17 protein-coding genes are annotated in these 17,977 nt (G+C 62.1%); 4 read left to right on the top strand and 13 right to left on the bottom strand.

The window, feature by feature from the left end:
• Window positions 1-5 precede the first annotated feature (5 nt).
• From ASD44_RS02225 to rpoZ, 10 genes are all read right to left on the bottom strand, one after another.
• Window positions 6-2,726, bottom strand: a complete 2,721-nt coding sequence (locus tag ASD44_RS02225) for a DUF2339 domain-containing protein (protein WP_056108224.1) — start codon at window positions 2,724-2,726, stop codon at window positions 6-8.
• Window positions 2,727-2,773: 47 nt separating this feature from the next.
• Complete coding sequence (gene recO / locus ASD44_RS02220; protein WP_056108222.1) at window positions 2,774-3,535, bottom strand: DNA repair protein RecO; 762 nt, start codon at window positions 3,533-3,535, stop codon at window positions 2,774-2,776.
• 299 nt (window positions 3,536-3,834) lie between these two features.
• On the bottom strand, window positions 3,835-4,251 hold the full coding sequence (locus ASD44_RS02215; protein WP_056108219.1) for an OsmC family protein: 417 nt from the start codon (window positions 4,249-4,251) through the stop codon (window positions 3,835-3,837).
• A 21-nt stretch (window positions 4,252-4,272) separates the two neighbouring features.
• Window positions 4,273-5,184 (bottom strand): GTPase Era, encoded by a 912-nt coding sequence (gene era, locus ASD44_RS02210; protein WP_056108216.1) that lies wholly within the window; start codon window positions 5,182-5,184, stop codon window positions 4,273-4,275.
• The gene (gene rnc / locus ASD44_RS02205; RefSeq protein ID WP_056108214.1) at window positions 5,181-5,903 is read right to left on the bottom strand and encodes a ribonuclease III; all 723 of its coding nucleotides are present in this window, start codon (window positions 5,901-5,903) and stop codon (window positions 5,181-5,183) included. Before rnc ends, era begins: the two co-directional genes overlap by 4 nt.
• A gap of 2 nt (window positions 5,904-5,905) precedes the next feature.
• Window positions 5,906-6,655 carry a signal peptidase I gene (gene lepB, locus ASD44_RS02200; RefSeq protein ID WP_056108210.1) on the bottom strand — a complete coding sequence of 250 codons (750 nt, stop codon included), beginning with the start codon at window positions 6,653-6,655 and terminating at the stop codon, window positions 5,906-5,908.
• A 79-nt stretch (window positions 6,656-6,734) separates the two neighbouring features.
• A complete protein-coding gene (gene acpS / locus ASD44_RS02195) occupies window positions 6,735-7,145 on the bottom strand; it encodes a holo-ACP synthase (protein ID WP_056108207.1) in 411 nt (136 codons plus the stop codon).
• On the bottom strand, window positions 7,142-7,738 hold the full coding sequence (locus ASD44_RS02190) for a DUF2062 domain-containing protein (RefSeq protein ID WP_056108204.1): 597 nt from the start codon (window positions 7,736-7,738) through the stop codon (window positions 7,142-7,144). The genes acpS and ASD44_RS02190 overlap by 4 nt, the downstream gene beginning before the upstream one ends.
• Before the next feature lie 94 nt (window positions 7,739-7,832).
• On the bottom strand, window positions 7,833-10,058 hold the full coding sequence (locus ASD44_RS02185; protein WP_056108201.1) for a bifunctional (p)ppGpp synthetase/guanosine-3',5'-bis(diphosphate) 3'-pyrophosphohydrolase: 2,226 nt from the start codon (window positions 10,056-10,058) through the stop codon (window positions 7,833-7,835).
• Between the two features lie 109 nt (window positions 10,059-10,167).
• The gene (gene rpoZ / locus ASD44_RS02180) at window positions 10,168-10,566 is read right to left on the bottom strand and encodes a DNA-directed RNA polymerase subunit omega (protein WP_056108199.1); all 399 of its coding nucleotides are present in this window, start codon (window positions 10,564-10,566) and stop codon (window positions 10,168-10,170) included.
• Between the two features lie 268 nt (window positions 10,567-10,834).
• Here rpoZ and ASD44_RS02175 point away from each other — a divergent pair, with 268 nt between their 5' ends.
• Both ASD44_RS02175 and ASD44_RS02170 read left to right on the top strand, forming a co-directional pair.
• Entirely contained in the window at window positions 10,835-11,422 is a 588-nt protein-coding gene (locus ASD44_RS02175; protein WP_056108196.1) for an NYN domain-containing protein, read from the top strand.
• A gap of 11 nt (window positions 11,423-11,433) precedes the next feature.
• Window positions 11,434-12,084, top strand: coding sequence for a uracil-DNA glycosylase (locus tag ASD44_RS02170; RefSeq protein WP_056108193.1), 651 nt, complete (start codon window positions 11,434-11,436; stop codon window positions 12,082-12,084).
• 26 nt (window positions 12,085-12,110) lie between these two features.
• Here ASD44_RS02170 and smpB read toward each other — a convergent pair whose 3' ends face one another.
• The gene (smpB, locus tag ASD44_RS02165) at window positions 12,111-12,590 is read right to left on the bottom strand and encodes an SsrA-binding protein SmpB (protein ID WP_056108190.1); all 480 of its coding nucleotides are present in this window, start codon (window positions 12,588-12,590) and stop codon (window positions 12,111-12,113) included.
• A 108-nt stretch (window positions 12,591-12,698) separates the two neighbouring features.
• On the bottom strand, window positions 12,699-13,580 hold the full coding sequence (gene dapA / locus ASD44_RS02160; protein WP_056108187.1) for a 4-hydroxy-tetrahydrodipicolinate synthase: 882 nt from the start codon (window positions 13,578-13,580) through the stop codon (window positions 12,699-12,701).
• Window positions 13,581-13,820: 240 nt separating this feature from the next.
• On the opposite strand from dapA, the gene ASD44_RS02155 reads away from it, so the two are divergent.
• Window positions 13,821-15,854, top strand: a complete 2,034-nt coding sequence (locus tag ASD44_RS02155; RefSeq protein ID WP_056108184.1) for a lytic transglycosylase domain-containing protein — start codon at window positions 13,821-13,823, stop codon at window positions 15,852-15,854.
• A gap of 112 nt (window positions 15,855-15,966) precedes the next feature.
• Window positions 15,967-16,857, top strand: coding sequence for an alpha/beta hydrolase (locus tag ASD44_RS02150; protein WP_056108182.1), 891 nt, complete (start codon window positions 15,967-15,969; stop codon window positions 16,855-16,857).
• Window positions 16,858-17,028: 171 nt separating this feature from the next.
• On the opposite strand, the gene ASD44_RS02145 is transcribed toward ASD44_RS02150, so the two are convergent.
• On the bottom strand, window positions 17,029-17,977 hold a 949-nt coding region (locus tag ASD44_RS02145), incomplete at its 5' end, for a porin (RefSeq protein WP_056206702.1).

The following is a 17,977-nucleotide window of genomic DNA, read 5'->3' as shown; positions in this document are numbered from 1 at the left end:
TCACATTATCCGGGCTGCGGGCGTTCCCTTGCACTGCGGGTCAGCAGCCGCTGGTAGAACAGGCCGATGCCGATCAGCACGACGCCGAGGCCGATGAAGGACAGCGCGCGCAGAACACCTTCCAGCTCCGACATGTCGAAAAGGAAGACCTTCAGCACCGCGATCGAAATCAGCGCCGCGGAAGCGATGCGCAGCACCTGCGAACCCAGCCACACGCCAAGCGTCAGCAGCGCGACGCCGAGCACCAGCCACAACGCCGAATAAGAATAGGTTTCCAGCGGTTCCATGCCGCTCCACAGGCCGATGAACTCGCCTTTGAAGACACGGCGCACGGACAGTGTCGCGTAGGCAAAGGCCAGCAGCGACGCGACCAGCGCCAGCATGGCCGAGTACCATTTGGGGCGCTTGCCGCGCGCATAGAACGCCAATCCGCCCGCAGCGACCGCCGGCAGCAGATAGGCCAGGAACAGGAGATTGAACGCCGGGATGCTGCCCGTCGCTTCATCTGTGAACAGCGGGTTGAGCCAGAAAAAATGCTGGATCACGATGCTGGCAACGGACATCACGCCTACTACCAATGAACCGTAGCGCATCACGGAACTCGGCGACCGCATGTCGATGGCGATGAGGATGCCGCCCGCACCCAGAGCAATCAGCGTATAGATTGCCTGTTCGGCCAGCGTCAGCGCGCCATCGTCGATGACGCCGCCATGCATGGCATGGCGCACCAGCATGGCCACGATGAGCAACGCAAACAGCGCAGCGCCCGCTTCCATGGCCAGGCGGGGCCGGCCGCCGGTCGTCCGGGCAAGCTGCCAGGCCGAGAAACCGAAGGCCAGCGCGGGAATGCCGTAGCCGGCGAGCAGCCAGTTGAACACCGGCGTCGTCGACAGGAATGCCGCGCCGACGATGGTCGGATCGAACGCGACACGGCAGATCGTCGCGATGAGGGAGCCGACCGACAGCCATCCAAGCACCGGATAGGAGCGCCAGCGCGTCGCGAGCGCAGGAACGACGGCAAGCAACCCGGCAAAGACAGTCGTCAGTCCGGAACCGAATGCCATGTGGATGAACAGGAGACTGGTCAGTCCCGCTCCCGCCAACGCAGCGGAAACCGCAAGGCCGCCCGAGAGCGGCGGCTGTTCGGCACGGGCGATCCATTCGGCTCCCGCCACAAAGACCGCCGTCAGCAGCAAGGCGATGGCGGCATAGAAGAAATCCCGGTCGATATTGCCGAACGCGATCCAGAGCGTTGTCAGGATGACCAGTGGAACCGCCACGCCCCAGCCGGTCCAGGAGACGGAAGCGAGAGGCCGGGCTATGTCGCGGCGAGCCGTCCAGAAGCCGGCGGCGACAAAGACCAGGCCGAGAACCAAGCCTGCATACTTCATCGCCGGGTCGGAACCGACGGTCGCCACGCCGCCCATTTCAAGATATCCGCCGGAGAGTCCCAGCGACACCGAAACGACTGGAAGAATGTGCAGGAACGCCAGCGTCGCAGCAATACCGGCGCCATAGAGGAGTGGCATCGCCATCGGACGGTAGAACGCCACGGCAAGCATCGCCACGATCAGAACAACGCCCGATAGAACGCCACCGGTAGCGGCGAAAGGCGGGTAGATGAAAAGCGCCAACGCCGACAGAGCAATGAAGACCGCGACCGCCACGGAAGGGACATCGAAGGCGCCGACCGGCTGCGAGCCAAAATCATGCCGTCCGAGCCAGACGAACGCCAGCACCACCAACGTCACGGCGGCGATGAACACGATCACCGTGAAGTCCGGAAGCGGCGCCTGCATCAGGTAAGCAAGCATCCACAGACCGCTGCCGACGAATGCCGCCGCCATCAGGAAATTCCAGGACCGGATGCGCGCGACTGCTCCCGTCGCCGCGAGGACGATGGCGATGTAGCCGAACAGCGCCCATGCATTGGGCGATTGCGACGAAACCAGCATAGGCGTCGCCAGCGAACCCAACAGACCTATCCCGGCGAGCGCCTGTCCATGCACAAGCGCCGCGGCCAGCGTTGCGATGCCGATCAGGCCCAGCAGCGCAAAGGCCGCCGTCGGGCCTACAAAACCGTAGACGCCATGCGCGGCATAGACCGCCCCGAACAGGGTAAACGCGCCGGCGGCGGTCAGGATCGCGGGAATGTACGCGCCAGCAACGCCCTGAACCGGAACCTTGAAGCCGGTGCGGCGGATGAACTCGCCGACCCCGGCGAGCAGCAGGCCGAACAGGCCCGCCAGCGTGAGCCGGACGCCCGGGCCGAAAATGCCGGCCTCGATGGTGTATTTGACGAGGAACAGGCCGCCGAGGGCCAGCGCGATGCCGCCAACCCAGACCGCCCAGCGGGTGCCGAGCGCGGTCTCGATGTCAGGCCGGCCCGTGGGGCGAGCGGGCTGGGCGGGCGGCGTTTCATCCGGCTCTGTCTTATGGGATCCGGCAGCCACCGCCCAGGGTCCGGATACCGTTTCCTCGTCCGCGGAGGTCGCGGCAGGCTGCGATACCTCCGCATCTGGTACTTCGGCCTCCGGCGAAGGTGTCTCCGCTTGCCGCGTCATCTGGTTCTCAGCCGCCATGGCTTTTGGCAGCGCGACGCCCGCAAGCACCATGTTGCGGAGCGCGCCGAGTTCTCGCTCGACCAGATTGAGCCGCTTCTGCTGGCGTACCGCCATGAAAAGCAGCGCGACGATGACGGCCAGGCCGATCAGACTTTCAAACATGGCGGCTCCCTCAAACCAGACCAGTCTTCATTGGACTGTTCTTCCGCTCATGCGGCAGTGTCCCCGGCCAGCAACCGCTGGGCGGCATGGTGCTTGCGCAACGCGGCAAGAAAGCCGTTCCGCGCATCCGGTTCATTGATACCGCGCGGCTCGTAGACATGGCGAGCGAAGAAAAAACCAGTCAGCCTGAACGCGTCGTCTATCCCCACCACGTCGGCGCGCAAGCCCGAACCCCGCTGTAAAAATGCCGGCAAGACCAACATCTTGTCATGCCAGGGCTGGCCTGCCGCGCGCGATACCGCCCTGCCCGACTTCGGCGAGACATAGGCAAGATCAGTGCGAGCGCCAGTCGCGGCGCAGTGGGAAAGATCGAGCCCGAACCCCAGTTCGTCCAGAATGAGCAGTTCGAAACGGGCCACGAGTTCGCCCGCGGCATCGCCGTCATCGAGATGCGGCATCATGATCGTCAGCGTTTCGTAGAGCGCCGCGTGGGAATCGCGCTCCGGCAGCAGGCGCAGATGCGCTGCCAGCACCTGCAGGCCGTAGACCGCGACGGCGCTGTCCATCAAACGCGCGGCATTCATCTCCAGCGCCTCAGCCTGGAACACGCCAAGGTGCTCATCGAGCCGCGCGCGCCACAGAAGATCGACGCGGTTTCCGGGCTGAAGCACGGGCTGCAATTTGCGCGACCGGCCGCCGCGCACAAGGCCGAGATGGCGGCCGTGGGCACGCGTCATCACCTCCAGAATGGCGCTCGTCTCGCCATGCTTTCGGGTGCCCAGGATGATTCCCTCGTCACGCCATTCCATGCGTGAAAGCTTTGACGGGTTCAGTGGCGAAATCAAGGAGTTCGCAAACGCTCCCGCCACGATTTGCCGGACCGTACAAACGGACTTGAAACCGGCGGGTCACGGTGCTCGGCGCGATGGACGCCGTCGGTTCATCTTTCTCGCCATCGGCTTCGGCAGGCTGGCGGTCCTCCTGACCACGGGCCGGTTCTACTGGTGGTTCGAGGCGCCGGGGCTGGGCTGGCTCGCCGCTTCATGCAGGCGGACCCGGGGCAGAAACTGTGAGCCGCTAACAGCGCTCCAGCCAGGGCCCAATCCACCTACGGGCGGTTTGCAGCCGTCGCGACAGTCACCGGAAAGCCTCTGGCCAGTGAATTGGACACCGTACTGTCGGCTTTGGCTCTTTCGATCAGCATTTGCGGATCAGAGCCGTCCAGCGTTTCGCACGAGACCGTCATTGTCGCTGATGTCGCCAGCAGCGGCTCGCCGTCGAGTTCCAGCGTGACGCTGACGGCAATGCGGCCGAGCGCTACACCCATACCGTGTGCGACGTAACGCAGATCGTTGCAGAAGCAGCCGCCGATCGCCAGCGCCAGCATCTGGCCGCCGTTGAAGCCCAAGCCTTTGCCGCCGGCCTTCCCTACGGGCCGATCAATGACGACCGTGTGGGCGCCAGCCCAGCCGACGGCAGCCTCGGTTCCTTCAAGGTTTCGAAGCTCGACCGTCATGGAAACCATGGTGCCTCTCCAGCAGGAGCGTCAGTGAGGAAATTCCAGCCCCATCTCGCGATAGCGCTCGGGATCGTCGCCCCAGTTCTCGCGCACCTTCACGAACAGGAAGAGATGCACCTTCTGTTCGAGAATGGCGCCGATCTCCTTGCGCGACGACTCGCCGATGGCGCGAATGGTCTCGCCCTTGTGGCCAAGCACGATTTTCTTCTGGCTGTCGCGCTCGACATAGATGACCTGTTCGATGCGGACCGAACCGTCCTTCTTCTCCTCCCACTTTTCTGTTTCGACATGGGAGGAATATGGCAGTTCCTGATGCAGCCTGAGATAGAGCTTTTCGCGTGTGATCTCGGCTGCGAGTTGGCGCATCGGCAGATCGGAAATCTGGTCCTCTGGATAATACCAGGGCCCTGCCGGCAGGCTTTCTGCCAGATAATCAAGCAAATCCTTGCAGCCGGAACCGGTCAGCGCGGAGACCATGAAGGTGCGTTTGAATGGCACACGCTCGTTGGCCGTCGCCGTCAGCGCCAGGAGCGCCTCGGGCTTGACCCTGTCGACCTTGTTGAGGATCAGCACCATCGGCTGGCGGACATCCTTCAAACGCTCCAGGATGGCATCCGCGTCACCCTTGATGCCACGCTCGGCGTCGATCAGCACCAGCACGATGTCGGCATCCTTCGCCCCGCCCCAGGCGGTGGTGACCATGGCGGTGTCGAGCCGACGCTTCGGCTTGAAGATACCGGGTGTGTCGACAAAGACGATCTGGGCATTCTCATGCGTTGCGATACCGCGCACCAGCGCACGCGTCGTCTGCACCTTGTGAGTGACGATCGAAACCTTGGAGCCGACAAGCCGGTTCACCAATGTCGATTTGCCGGCGTTTGGAGCGCCGATCAGGGCGACGAAGCCCGAATGTGTCGCGGGCGTCTCGGCCATGGTCATGGGGTGGCTCCTTCGCTGGTCCATATGCCTTCGCGCACCAGCAAGGCTGCCGCCGCGGCCTGCTCGGCCTCGCGCTTCGAACGGCCGCTGCCAACCGCAGGCTCAAACGCACCGACCTCCACGCGGACGGTGAACAGGGGATCGTGATCCGGTCCCTCCCTCGCCTCGACCAGGTAGTCGGGAACAGCGCCGGCTGCCTGATGCGCCCATTCCTGCAACTCGGTCTTGGGGTCGCGCCGCGCCACGCCCATGGCCTGCGAACGCGGCTGCCAGTAACGGTGGATGAAGGATTGGGCCGCTTCCAGCCCGCCGTCGAGATAAAGCACCGCGATCAGCGATTCCAGCGCATCGGCGCGCAGGTTGGTCCGCTTGCGTTCGGCCAGATTGCGCACGTCGCTGCCGGCGCGAACCAATTCCGGCAAGCCGATCTCCTCGGCGATGCGCGACAGTGTCTCGGCGTTGACCAATGCGTTGAGGCGCAGCGACAGCTCGCCTTCCAGCGCCTCAGGAAATGCCGCCAGCAGCATATCGGCGACGACGAGGCCGAGCACCCGGTCGCCGAGGAACTCGAAACGCTCGTAATCGACGCCGGCATGAGCGCTGCGCGCGCTGGCGTGTGTCAGCGCCCGCTGCAGGCGCTGCGGGTCGCGAAAGCTGTGACCTGTACGTTCGCGAAGCGCTTCGGCAAGCTCGTCCGCTGTCAGCCGCTTCGTCGCCATACTTAATTGACGAAATGGAACAGGCGCGAGGCGCGCATGTAGGACGGCCAGTTCCATATCTCGAGCGGGCTCGAGCCGCCGCCAATGGAGAAGAAGATCATGTTGGCGCGGCCGACGAGGTTCTCAGCCGGCACATAACCGACGCTGAAGCGGCTGTCGCTGGAGTTGTCGCGGTTGTCGCCCATCATGAAGTAATGGCCTTCCGGCACGACGAACTCCTTGGTGTCGTCGCCTATGGTATTCGGCGACAGGTCGAGGGTGTTGTAGCTGACGCCGTTGGGAAGCGTTTCCTTGTAGACATCGACCGGTCCGTTGACCTCGGTGATGTCGCGGTCATCGATCTGGCCGACCTTCTCGCGCGGCACGCCCGTGCCGTTGATGAAGAGCTGGCCCTGCTTCATCTGGATATGATCGCCCGGCAGTCCGACCACGCGTTTGATGTAATCCAGCGAAGGATTCGGCGGGAACTTGAATACCGCGACATCGCCGCGCTTGGGATCGGAACCCCAGATGCGGCCGGAAAATAGATTGGGGCCGAACGGCAGCGAATAGCGCGAGTAGCCATAAGCCCATTTGGTGACGAACAAATAGTCGCCCTCAAGCAGGGTCGGACGCATAGAACCCGACGGGATGGAGAACGGCTGGAAGAAAAGCGTGCGGATGACCAGCGCAAGAAGCAGCGCCTGAACGATGACGCTGACGGTTTCGCCAAGCCCGCCGGACTTCTTGTCGGATTTGTCAGCCACGCTCATGTCGTCCTCGTTTATCGATGGTTCTATAAGGTTTCAGCGCCAAGGGGGCAACGCCAATAAGACGTGCAAAGGCCCATTACTATGGCGCTTGTGAGACCGGCAGCGCCTCGATGATCACGAACGCCTGAGCGAGCGGGAAATCGTCGGTGATGGTCAGGTGGATGACAGGTCGGTGGCCATGCGGGATCATACCGGCCAGCCGCGCAGCCGCGCCGCCAGTCAATTCCATGGTGGGTTTGCCGTCCGGCAAATTGACCACGCCCATGTCGCGCCAGTAGACCCCATAGGCGATGCCGGAACCCAGGGCCTTGGAACACGCTTCCTTGGCAGCGAAGCGCTTGGCGTATGAGGCCGCACGGCCACGGCGGCTTTCGGAACGCTGGCGTTCGATATCGGTGTAGATGCGCCGGATAAAGCGCTCGCCATGGGCTTCCAGTGACTTTTCGATGCGACGGATATCGATCAGGTCGCTGCCGATGCCGATGATCATCGAGCAGTGGAGCCAATGCTGCCGTGGGGAGGGACGGACGCATGGTTGCGTGCCGCCCTGGCGGCCAGACGCTTGCGGCGCTGTTCGCGGAAAACGCCCATGCCCCAACGGGTGAGTCCGTAGAAGAGCAGGCCGAACACCAGACCCAGCGGCAAAGCGCCGATGGTGATCGGCTTCAGCACCGGCCCCCACAATTGCGCAAAGGAGAGATGGTGCATCAGGTCGCCGAGATCGGCGGGCGGGCCATGCGGCGGCATGTGATGATGCAGGATCAGCTTGCCGGTCTCATAGGAGGCGCCCCACAGGATAGGAAAGGTGAGCGGATTGCCGAGCGCCGTGCCGATAGCCGCCGCGACCAGATTGCCGGCGAAAAGCCAGGCGACCACGACGGCGATGATGAAATGAAAGCCGAGCGGGAAGAATGACGCGAAGACGCCTGCCGCGACGCCCGCTGCAACCGCGTGAGGCGTGGCGTTGAGCCTCAGCACACGCTTGGAGAAATAGCGCAGTGAGCGCGAGAACGACCGGCGGGGCCAAAGCCACACGCGCAATCGTTCACCAAGCGTTTCTGTTTTCCGGCGTTTGAACAGCATTTCAATCAGCAGTGCCTTAAGACCGACCTCATATGGACCCGCCAGCGCTCAAGCGCAATCAGGTTCAAGCAGCAACAGCATTCACAAAGTCCAATCAGCCATTGACGCGGCGGGCGTCGCTGACGCTGGAGTTCTCCTTGAGCTGCGACAGCAGCCGATTGAGGTGCTTCAAATCCCAGACTTCGAGATCAAGCAGCATCTCGGTGAAATCGGGTGCGGTGCGGACCATCGAAAGCGTATGAATGTTGGCGTCGTTCGAAGCGACAACCTGCGTGATCTCCGCAAGTGAGCCCGGTGCGTTAATGGCGGTGACCGAAACGCGGGCGGGGAACCGCTCCTTGTTGTTTTCGTCGATGTCCCAGCGCACATCGATCCAGCGTTCGGGCTGGTCGTCGAAGGCGGTCAGGGACGGCGACTGGATCGGGTAGATGGTGATGCCGGAGCCAGGCTGGACGATGCCGACGATGCGGTCCCCCGGCACGGCGCCCTCGGGCGCAAACCGCACCGGCAGGTCGCCGCGAACGCCACGGATCGGCACCGCATCGTCCTTCGGCTGGCTTTCCCGGCGCGCCGCGCGTCCTGGCATCTTGAACAGCATGCCGGCTGCGTTGCGGATGCGCGACCAGCCTTCCTCGCGCGGCTTGACCTGCTGCGTGGTGACCCGCTCGTCCTTGTAGTCGGGGAACACCGCCTTGAGGACGTCGGAGGAGGCAAGCTCACCCCGACCGACCGACGCCAGCACATCCTCGATGTCCTTGCGGGCCAGACGATGAAGGACGGGCTTCAGGCTTTCCTTGGCGAAGGACTTGCCATTGCGCTCGAAGGCGCGCTCCAGAATGCGAATACCGAGCCCGGAATACTGCTTGCGTATGGCGTTCTTGGTGGCCCGGCGGATCGCCGACCGCGCCTTGCCGGTGACGACGACCGACTCCCACGCCGCTGGCGGAATTTGCGCCTTGGAGCGGATGATCTCGACCTCGTCGCCATTCTTCAGTTCCGTCATCAGCGGCATGATGCGGCCATTGACCTTGGCGCCCACGCAGGTGTCGCCGACATCGGTGTGAACCGCATAAGCGAAATCGATCGGCGTCGCCCCGCGCGGCAAGGCGATCAGCATGCCCTTCGGCGTGAAGCAGAAGACCTGGTCCTGGAACAGTTCCAACTTGGTGTTTTCGAGGAAGTCCTCCGGATTGTCACCCTCGGCAAGCTGCTCGATGGTGCGGCGCAGCCAGGCATAGGCGTTCGTATCCTTGGAGATGGTGTTGGCGGCGCCATTGGCCTTGCCGCCCGTATCCTTGTAGATCGAATGCGCGGCGACGCCGTACTCGGCGATCTTGTTCATTTCGAGCGTGCGTATCTGCAGTTCGACGCGCTGGCGCGAAGGGCCGACAATGGTGGTGTGGATGGAACGGTAGTCGTTCTGCTTGGGCGTGGAGATGTAGTCCTTGAACCGGCCGGGGACCATCGACCAGCTGGTGTGGATGGCGCCCAGCGCCCGGTAACAATCCTCGACCGTATCGACGACGACGCGGAAGCCGAAAATATCCGACAACTGCTCGAACGACAGCGCCTTGGTTTCCATCTTGCGGAAGACCGACCATGGCTTCTTCTGCCGGCTCTTCACGCTCGCCTTGATCTGATATTTTTCGAACAGGGCTGACAGCGCCTTCTCGATCTCCTGCAGCACGCCCTTGTTGCGCTCGAAAATCTCCGCCAGCCTAGCCGTCACCGCGCGATAGGCTTCCGGATTGATGTACCGGAAGGCGATTTCCTCCAGCTCCTCGCGCATGCCCTGCATGCCCATGCGCCCGGCCAGCGGCGCGTAGATCTCCATCGTCTCCTCGGCGATGCGCAGGCGCTTGGCCTCCGGCATATGGTCGAGCGTGCGCATGTTGTGCAGCCGGTCGGCAAGCTTGACGAGCAGGACCCGCACATCCTCGGAAATGGCCAGCAGCAGCTTGCGCAGGTTCTCCGCCTGCTCGGCCTTCTTGGAAACGAGATCGAGTTTCTTGAGCTTGGTAAGTCCCTCGACGAGCTTGCCCATCTCGGGACCGAACAATTCATCGATTTCGGCCCGGGTGGCGGTCGTGTCCTCGATCGTATCGTGCAGAAGTGCGACGGCGATCGTTGCCTCATCCATATGCATATCGGTGAGGATGGCTGCGACTTCGAGCGGATGCGAGAAATAGGGATCGCCGGAGGCCCGCTTCTGATGACCGTGCTTCTGCATGGCATAGACGTAGGCCTTGTTGAGCAATGCCTCGTTTACGTCTGGCTTGTAGCGCTGGACGCGCTCGACAAGCTCATACTGCCGCATCATGTGCCGGTTCTCGCGGGACAGAAATAAATCATGCGCCGGACGCTACATCCGGCGCATGACATAGATAACCATGAAAACGCCGCCACGAAAGTGCGGCAGGCTTTAAGGCTTAGTAATCGTCGCTTTTTTCCGGCGCCACCAGGCCTTCGATGCCAGCCAGCAGATCCTCTTCCGTCATCCGGTCGAAAGTGATGCTATCTTCCGGCTCGTCGGCGTCGGACGCGACGGCAGCAGTGCTCTGGTCGGTGATAGAATCGCCATCGGCTTCAGGCTCGTCTACCTCGACATGCTTCTGCAGCGAATGGATCAGATCCTCCTTGAGATCGCCTGGCGAAAGCGTCTCGTCGGCGATCTCGCGCAGGGCGACGACCGGGTTCTTGTCGTTGTCGCGCGGAATGGTGATCTGGGCGCCCTGGCTGATGAGGCGGGCGCGGTGACCGGCCAACAGCACCAGCTCGAAGCGGTTGTCGACCTTGTCGATGCAATCTTCAACGGTTACGCGGGCCATTCAATGCCCCTTTCGTGCTCTGGATTTGCGGAAATCTGGCGCGGTGCATAACCCGAACGACAAAAAAACACAAGCGTGGCGGGGTGGCGCCAGTCCACCTGGCATAAGCACCGAACCCGATCACAATTCCTTGCAATGGGGACCCGCCACTTTCCACGCGCTGGGTCCGGCGCTATCTCCATAAGCATAAAGTTCTGCCGGTCATCCGAAACCAACAAGCGTGACCTGCGTTTTTGATTATTGCCTATTTCACGACGGGATATTGTCCATGTTTGATCCACGCGAAAAGATCGCTCTTTTTATCGACGGCGCCAATCTCTACGCCACATCCCGATCTTTGGGCTTCGATATCGACTACCGCAAGCTGCTGTCCAGCTTCCAGAAAAAGGGCTATCTGCTGCGCGCCTATTATTACACCGCGCTGGTCGAGGATCAGGAATATTCCTCGATCCGGCCGCTGATCGACTGGCTGGACTATAACGGCTTCAAGGTGGTGACCAAGCCGGCCAAGGAATTCACCGACTCGACCGGCCGCCGCAAGATCAAGGGCAATATGGACATTGAATTGACGGTGGACGCCCTCGAACTGGCCGATTCCGTCGATCACTACGTCATTTTCTCGGGCGACGGTGACTTCCGCACGCTGGTTGAAGCCTTGCAGAGGCGCGGCCGCAAAGTATCGGTCGTTTCGACGATGGCGTCGCAGCCGCCGATGATCTCCGATGATTTGCGCCGGCAGGCGGACCATTTCATCGATCTCATGACCTTGAAGAACGAGGTCGGCCGCGATCCTTCGGAAAGGCCAATCCGCCGGCCTGAACCCGCCTCCGCCAGCGACGAGGATGACGACTACTGACGGCGACCGACATGGCCATCCTCTCGGAACCCGGTCGCGACTGTCCGCTATGCCCTCGCCTTGTGTCCTTTCGGGAGACGTGGCGGGTAAACGAGCCCGGCTGGTTCAACGCGCCGGTGCCAACATTCCTGCCACCCGAAGGCGAGGACAGCGTGCGCCTGCTCATTGTGGGACTGGCTCCGGGACTGCGCGGCGCAAACCGCACCGGCCGACCTTTCACCGGGGACTATGCCGGGAACCTGCTCTACTCGACGCTTACCGCCCTTGGGTTCGCCCGAGGACAATTCGAAGCGCGGCCGGATGACAGCCTTGAATTGATCGGCACTGCGATCACCAACGGCGTGCGTTGCGTGCCGCCGGAAAACAAGCCGACCGGGCCGGAGATCGCCACCTGCCGGACGTTTCTGACACCCACCATTGCCCGGTTTGCTAACCTCAGGGCGATCCTTGCGCTCGGCTCTATCGCGCACCAATCGACCGTTCGGGCGCTCGGCGCGCGTGTGGCGGCGCACCCCTTCAAGCATGGCGGGCGGCACGAGATCGGCCCGACCACCCTGTTCTCCAGCTATCATTGCTCGCGCTACAACACGAATACAGGGGTGTTGACCGAAGCGATGTTTGTTAGCGTTTTCAAAGATATACGGGATTTCCTGGAAACATAGATTCAAGCTGTCGCCCGATCGGCAACTCAGCCCGCGTTCTTCAGCAGGCGTCCCTTCTCGCGGTTCCAGTCGCGTTCCTTTTCGGTCGCCCGCTTGTCGTGCAGTTTCTTGCCACGCGCCACGGCGAGCAGAAGCTTCGCCCTGCCCCGGTCGTTGAAGTAGATTTTCAACGGCACCAGCGTCATGCCTTCGCGCTCGACGCTCTGCGCCAGCCGGGCCATCTCCCGCTTCGAGACGAGCAGCTTGCGGCGGCGGCGCGGCTCATGATTGAACCTATTTGCCTGCAGATATTCGGGCAGATAGGAGTTGATCAGCCAGACCTCCCCGCCTTCGAAAGACGCGTAGGACTCCTGGATGTTGGCATGACCGCCACGCAGCGACTTGACCTCCGTGCCCGACAGGACAAGGCCGGTCTCGAGCGTATCCAGCACCTCATAGTTGAAGCGCGCCCTGCGGTTTTCCGCGGCGATCTTGCTGTTCGGATCGGCTTTTCTGATCTGGTTCATGGCATCGAGTTCATGGAAAATATATGCCGCGCTGCAAGCGCAGCGCGGACGCGTCAAAGGAACCCACACATGGAGACAGCCGCCCCGCTTGGCAAGGGCGGACCGGCTTCAGTTGATCAGTCCCGCGAACTTCATGGCGGCATCGATCTTGCCCGCCGTCTGCTCCTCGACCGTCACCAGCGGCGAACGCGTGACGTTTTCAATCTTGCCCAGCCGCCAGAGGGCGTATTTGGCGCCTGAAACGCCGGGCTCGATGAAAATGGCCTTGTGCAGCGGCAGCAGCCGATCCTGCAGATCCAGCGCACGCTCCTTATCATTGGCCAATGTGGCTTCCTGGAACTCCGCGCAAAGCCTGGGCGCGACATTGGATGTCACGGAGATGCATCCGACACCGCCATGGGCGTTGAAACCCAGGGCCGAGGCATCCTCGCCGGAAAGCTGGATGAAATCCTTGCCGCACGTAGCGCGCTGCTCGGAAACGCGTTCGACCTTGCCGGTGGCGTCCTTGACGCCGACGATATTCTTGAAGTCATGCGCCAGCCGGCCCATCGTTTCCGGGCTCATGTCGATCACTGAGCGGGGCGGTATATTGTAGATGATGATCGGCAGGCTGGTAGCCCTGGCCACCGCGGCGAAATGCTCGTAGAGGCCGCGCTGGGTCGGCTTGTTGTAATACGGCGTAACCACGAGAGCAGCGTCGGCGCCTGCCTGTTCGGCATACCGGATAAGCCCGACCGCCTCTTCGGTGTTGTTCGAACCGGCGCCGGCGACCACCGGCACGCGCCCCTTCGACATCTCCACGCAGACCTTGACCACCTGACGATGCTCATCATGCGTAAGCGTAGGCGATTCACCCGTGGTTCCGACAGGCACAAGTCCGGTGGTGCCTTCGGATATCTGCCAGTCGACAAATGCCCGGAAAGCTTTCTCGTCGAAACGCCCGCTCTGCTCGAACGGCGTTACGAGCGCGGTAAGCGATCCTCTCAGCATTTGTTCAACTCCATGGAATCCCGGAGATTCCGACCTATGTTTATTCCCGGTGTTTACTCCCGGCTTCTAGCCGAGAGCGAGGCCGGGCACCATAGTCTGGACACCGTTGCGGAACAAGAACAGTGATGATGCCAGAGGAAGCAAATCCGAACGACCACGACAATTTTTCGTTTACGCACCTTTCATGCGGCGTCGCTAGGTTTGCTAGCACCTGCCCCAGCGGATAGCGTCAAGACAGGAATGACCGACACAATTTTCGCCCGGCTAGTACATCGGACGGTGCTTGTGGCGGCGGCCATGGCGCTGCTGCCCGGCCTTGCGGCTGGCGCGAGTGTGGATTCCCAGGCAACCGCGACCATTCCGCTCCCGATGATGGGAACTGTACAACCGTCCCTCGCAGTCGATAGGCTGAAGAGTGGCCTCGATGCCCTTTCCTCTGGTGACATCGACGGCGCGCGCAGGGTGCGCGACAGTCTGGCCGATGCTTCGCTCGACCGCCATGTCCTGGCCTGGGCGATCGCGCTTTACGGGGGCAATGCGGTCCCTAGCGGAGAAATTGCCGCCGCGGCCAGAACGCTGGCCGGCTGGCCCGGCATGACGACACTGCGACGGAACAGCGAACGCGCCCTCTACCGTGAGAACCCGGCGCCGAAGCTCGTGCTTCAGGCATTCGGCGGGAGCCAGCCGCAGACAACCGAAGGCGTGATCCTGCTTACCAGGGCCTATGTCGCGACGGACAATATAAAAGCCGCCCGCAGCGTCCTCTCGCCTTTCTGGCGCACCGAAAAGCTGGAGGCGGCGGACGAAGCCGCGATCCTCAACGAATTTGGCGCGATCCTGTCCGCTGCGGATCAGCGGGCCCGCATGGAGCGCATGTTCTATGCCGATCGCGTGACCTCCGCCCTGCGGGTCGCCGAGCTGACGGACGTGAAAGAACTTGCCACGGCGTGGGCGGCGGTGATTCGCGGCAATAAGGATGCCGAAGCGCTTCTCACCGCCGTACCGGCAACGCAGCGGGCAGCCGGCTATGCCTTCGCCCAGGCCGAATTTCTGCGCAAGCAGAAGAAGTATGCCGAAGCGGCCGCAGTCGTGCTCAAGGCGCCGACCGACAAGGCGGCGCTTGTCGATCCGGATGCATGGTGGGTGGAACGGCGGGTTCTGTCGCGCGAGCTTGTCGATGAAGGCGACGTCAAATCCGCTTACCGGATCGTTTCCGCCCATGCAGCGGAAAGCACAGCCAATGCCGCCGACGCGGAATTCCATGCCGGCTGGTATGCGTTGCGCGGCCTGAACGACCCGGCAATCGCAGCCAAACATTTCAGCCGCATTGCCGATCTCGGACAGGGACCGGTTACCCTGTCACGCGCTTATTACTGGCTTGGCCGCGCCGCCGAAGCTGGCGGCCCGGGGAATGCCAAGGACTATTTTGGCAAGGCCGCGGCCTTTGGGACCACCTTTTACGGGCAGCTTGCCGGCGAACGCATCGGACGCCAGACGCTGAACGTCGTCTATCCTGACGCAACCGCGGCCGACCGGAAGACTTTCGAAGGCCGGGAAGCTGTCACCGCCATCAGGCGTCTCGAAGCGGCCGGGTATAATCGCTATGCCGACGCGCTCTATCTCGATCTGGCCGGTCAACTGACGAGCCCGGGAGAACTGGCGTTGCTTAGCGCAATGGCCGAAAAGCGGGGCAATCATTTTCTCGCTTTGAAGGTTGGCAAGGTCGCCAGCGCCAACGGCATCGATGTCGGCGCGCTCTCCCATCCGATCGGAGTCATCCCGGCCTCCGCCGATATATCGGGCTCCGGCAAGGCGCTGGCTTACGCCATCGCGCGGCAGGAGAGCGAGTTCAACATCGGAGCGGTGTCGAAAGCCGGCGCGCGCGGCTTGCTGCAGCTGATGCCCGGCACGGCGCAACAATTGGCGAAGAAAGCGGGGATGACGTTCTCGCAGGCGAAGCTGACCACCGATGCCGGTTACAACGCCACGCTGGGCGCCGCCTTTCTCGGCGAACAGCTCGACCGTTTCAATGGCTCCTACGTGCTGACATTCGCAGGCTACAATGCCGGACCGCGCCGCGCCTCCGAATGGGTCGAAAAATATGGCGACCCGCGCGGCAGGGATCTCGATGCCGTAATCGACTGGATCGAGCGGATTCCGTACACGGAAACAAGAAGTTACGTGCAGCGCGTGATAGAAAACTACGAGGTCTACAAGATGCGGCTGTCGGGAAGATTCGACATTGCAGGCGATCTGGTGAATGGCCGAAAGTGAGCCGGCAGCACAGCGTGGGAGCCGAAGCCCGGGCTGTAGTCCTCCCGCAACCCCATAGTCGCCGATTGGCCGTTCGTCCGTAGGCACGGTGGCATCCGCCAGGAGAACTTCCATGCCCGACAATCAGGGTTTTTCCGATTTCTTCTACGACGCACCGGATGGGTTGCGGCTGCACGCACGGGTCTACGGCGAATCGAATGCGGACCATTGGCCCGTGGTCTGCTTGCCCGGCCTGACCCGCAACGCGCGCGATTTCCATGAACTGGCGCTGTATCTGTCCGGACAGGCAAAGACGCGCCGGCGCGTGATCGCATTCGATTACAGGGGACGCGGCGAATCGGCCTACGACCCCGACGTCGCCAATTATAATGTCGGCACCGAGGCCAACGACATCCTCTGTGGTCTTTCGGCGCTTGGCATCGACCAGGCAGCGTTTATTGGCACATCGCGCGGCGGACTGATCATCCATGTCCTTGGCGTGACCAAGCCGTCGGTGCTGAAAGCGATCGTCTTCAACGATATCGGCCCGGAGATCGAAGCCGGAGGGCTGGCTCATATCCGCGACTATCTGCAGAAGTCACCGCATGTCGATACAGTCGCCGAAGCGCTGGCAGCGCAACGCGCCGCGCATGGTCAGGACTTTCCGGCGCTGCAGATGGGCGACTGGGAACGGATGGTTTCGGCTATATATAAGGAACGGGACAGACGTCTGGTGCCAGATTTCGACCCGAGATTGCCCGAGACACTGAAAGACATGGATCTGTCCCAGCCGCTGCCGACGCTATGGCCGCAGTTCAAAATGCTCAAGGAAATTCCGATGATGACGATTCGCGGGGAAAACTCCCGGCTCTTGTCCATCGCGACGGTCAAGGAAATGACACGGCTGCATCCGGGCATGAAAAGCGTGAGCGTCGAAGGGCAAGGCCACGCACCCTTCCTCGAAACCGGCGCCCTGCCTGGCCAAATCGCGGAATTTTTCGATTCGGCGCAAGCGCAGCGCTAGGCGGCAGACAGTGCTTCCAAACGGCCGCATTTTGTACATTGACCTCTGGAAGAGGCCTGGTCTCGTCCTGACGTAACCGAGCCATCACGTACCAGGCTCAATCCACCGAGAACCCAACAAAAAACCCGGCGGTTGCCCGCCGGGTTCTTTTGATCGTGAAGTCAGCTTGACTTAGAAGTCGCGCTGGAAACGAACGAGACCGCTGAAGAAGCCGTCGTTGAAGTTATCGTTGCCGACCGCGAAGTCAGCATCGTCACCAGTGAACTTGTTGTAGTTCAGGCTGGTCTTGATCAGGAAGCCGGGAACCGGCTTGTAGTCGATCGTGGTGCCAACGCGCCAGAAGTTGAAATCGGCGTCAGCGACGATGTCGTCAGCAAAGCCGACGTTGTTGATGTAGACAACGCCGAGCGAAGCAGCCAGCTTCTCGTTGAAGGTGTGCTTGTATTCACCCTGCAACGACCAGCTGCCCTGCAGCGCAAGGCTGCTACGGAAGCCCGTGTAGCCGGAGAAGTCGGTGCGGCTCATGACGTAAGTCGCGCCCGAAGCCCAGTAACCGCCGAGCGACAGCTTGTCGGCATCGGAGAAGGCATAGCTGCCCAGAACCTTGATGATGCCTTCTTCGGTGTCGTTGTCATAAGCGCCGTAAACGCCGAGAGCGATCGGGCCAGAGGCGTACTGGACGTTGGCCGAAACGTTCGGAATGAAATCAGCGCCGGAGATGGCGTTGTCGATGCCGTCGTCATAAGCGCCAGCGCCAGAGATCACGTCGCCATCGTCGTCGAGCGAGATGGTGGCGGAGAAGCCGTTGCCACCCTTGAAGGTGTACTGCACAACGTTCTGCGTGCCGTTGATCTTCAGGACGTCCTGCTCGCCGCCGAAGTCATAATCGAAAGCGGTGGAAGCGCGACCGATGGTCAGGCCGCCGAGCGACAGATAGGCCTTGTCGAGGCTGACCAGCGAGCCATGAACCAGACGGGCGTCGAGGAAGGCGCGCAGGGTGCCGAGTTCGGTTTCGGTGCGGGCATCGAGCTGAACCGAGAACATGGCCGTCTTCTGCCATCCGTAATCGGACGCACCAAGCGGAACAAAGGTCTCGAACTCGTTGCCGATGTTGATGTCG

This window comes from Mesorhizobium sp. Root554 (genome assembly GCF_001427025.1).
In the GTDB taxonomy this organism is placed as follows: domain Bacteria; phylum Pseudomonadota; class Alphaproteobacteria; order Rhizobiales; family Rhizobiaceae; genus Mesorhizobium.
Note: the sequence above shows the minus strand (reverse complement) of the source record. Positions and strands in the feature narration are given on the sequence as shown.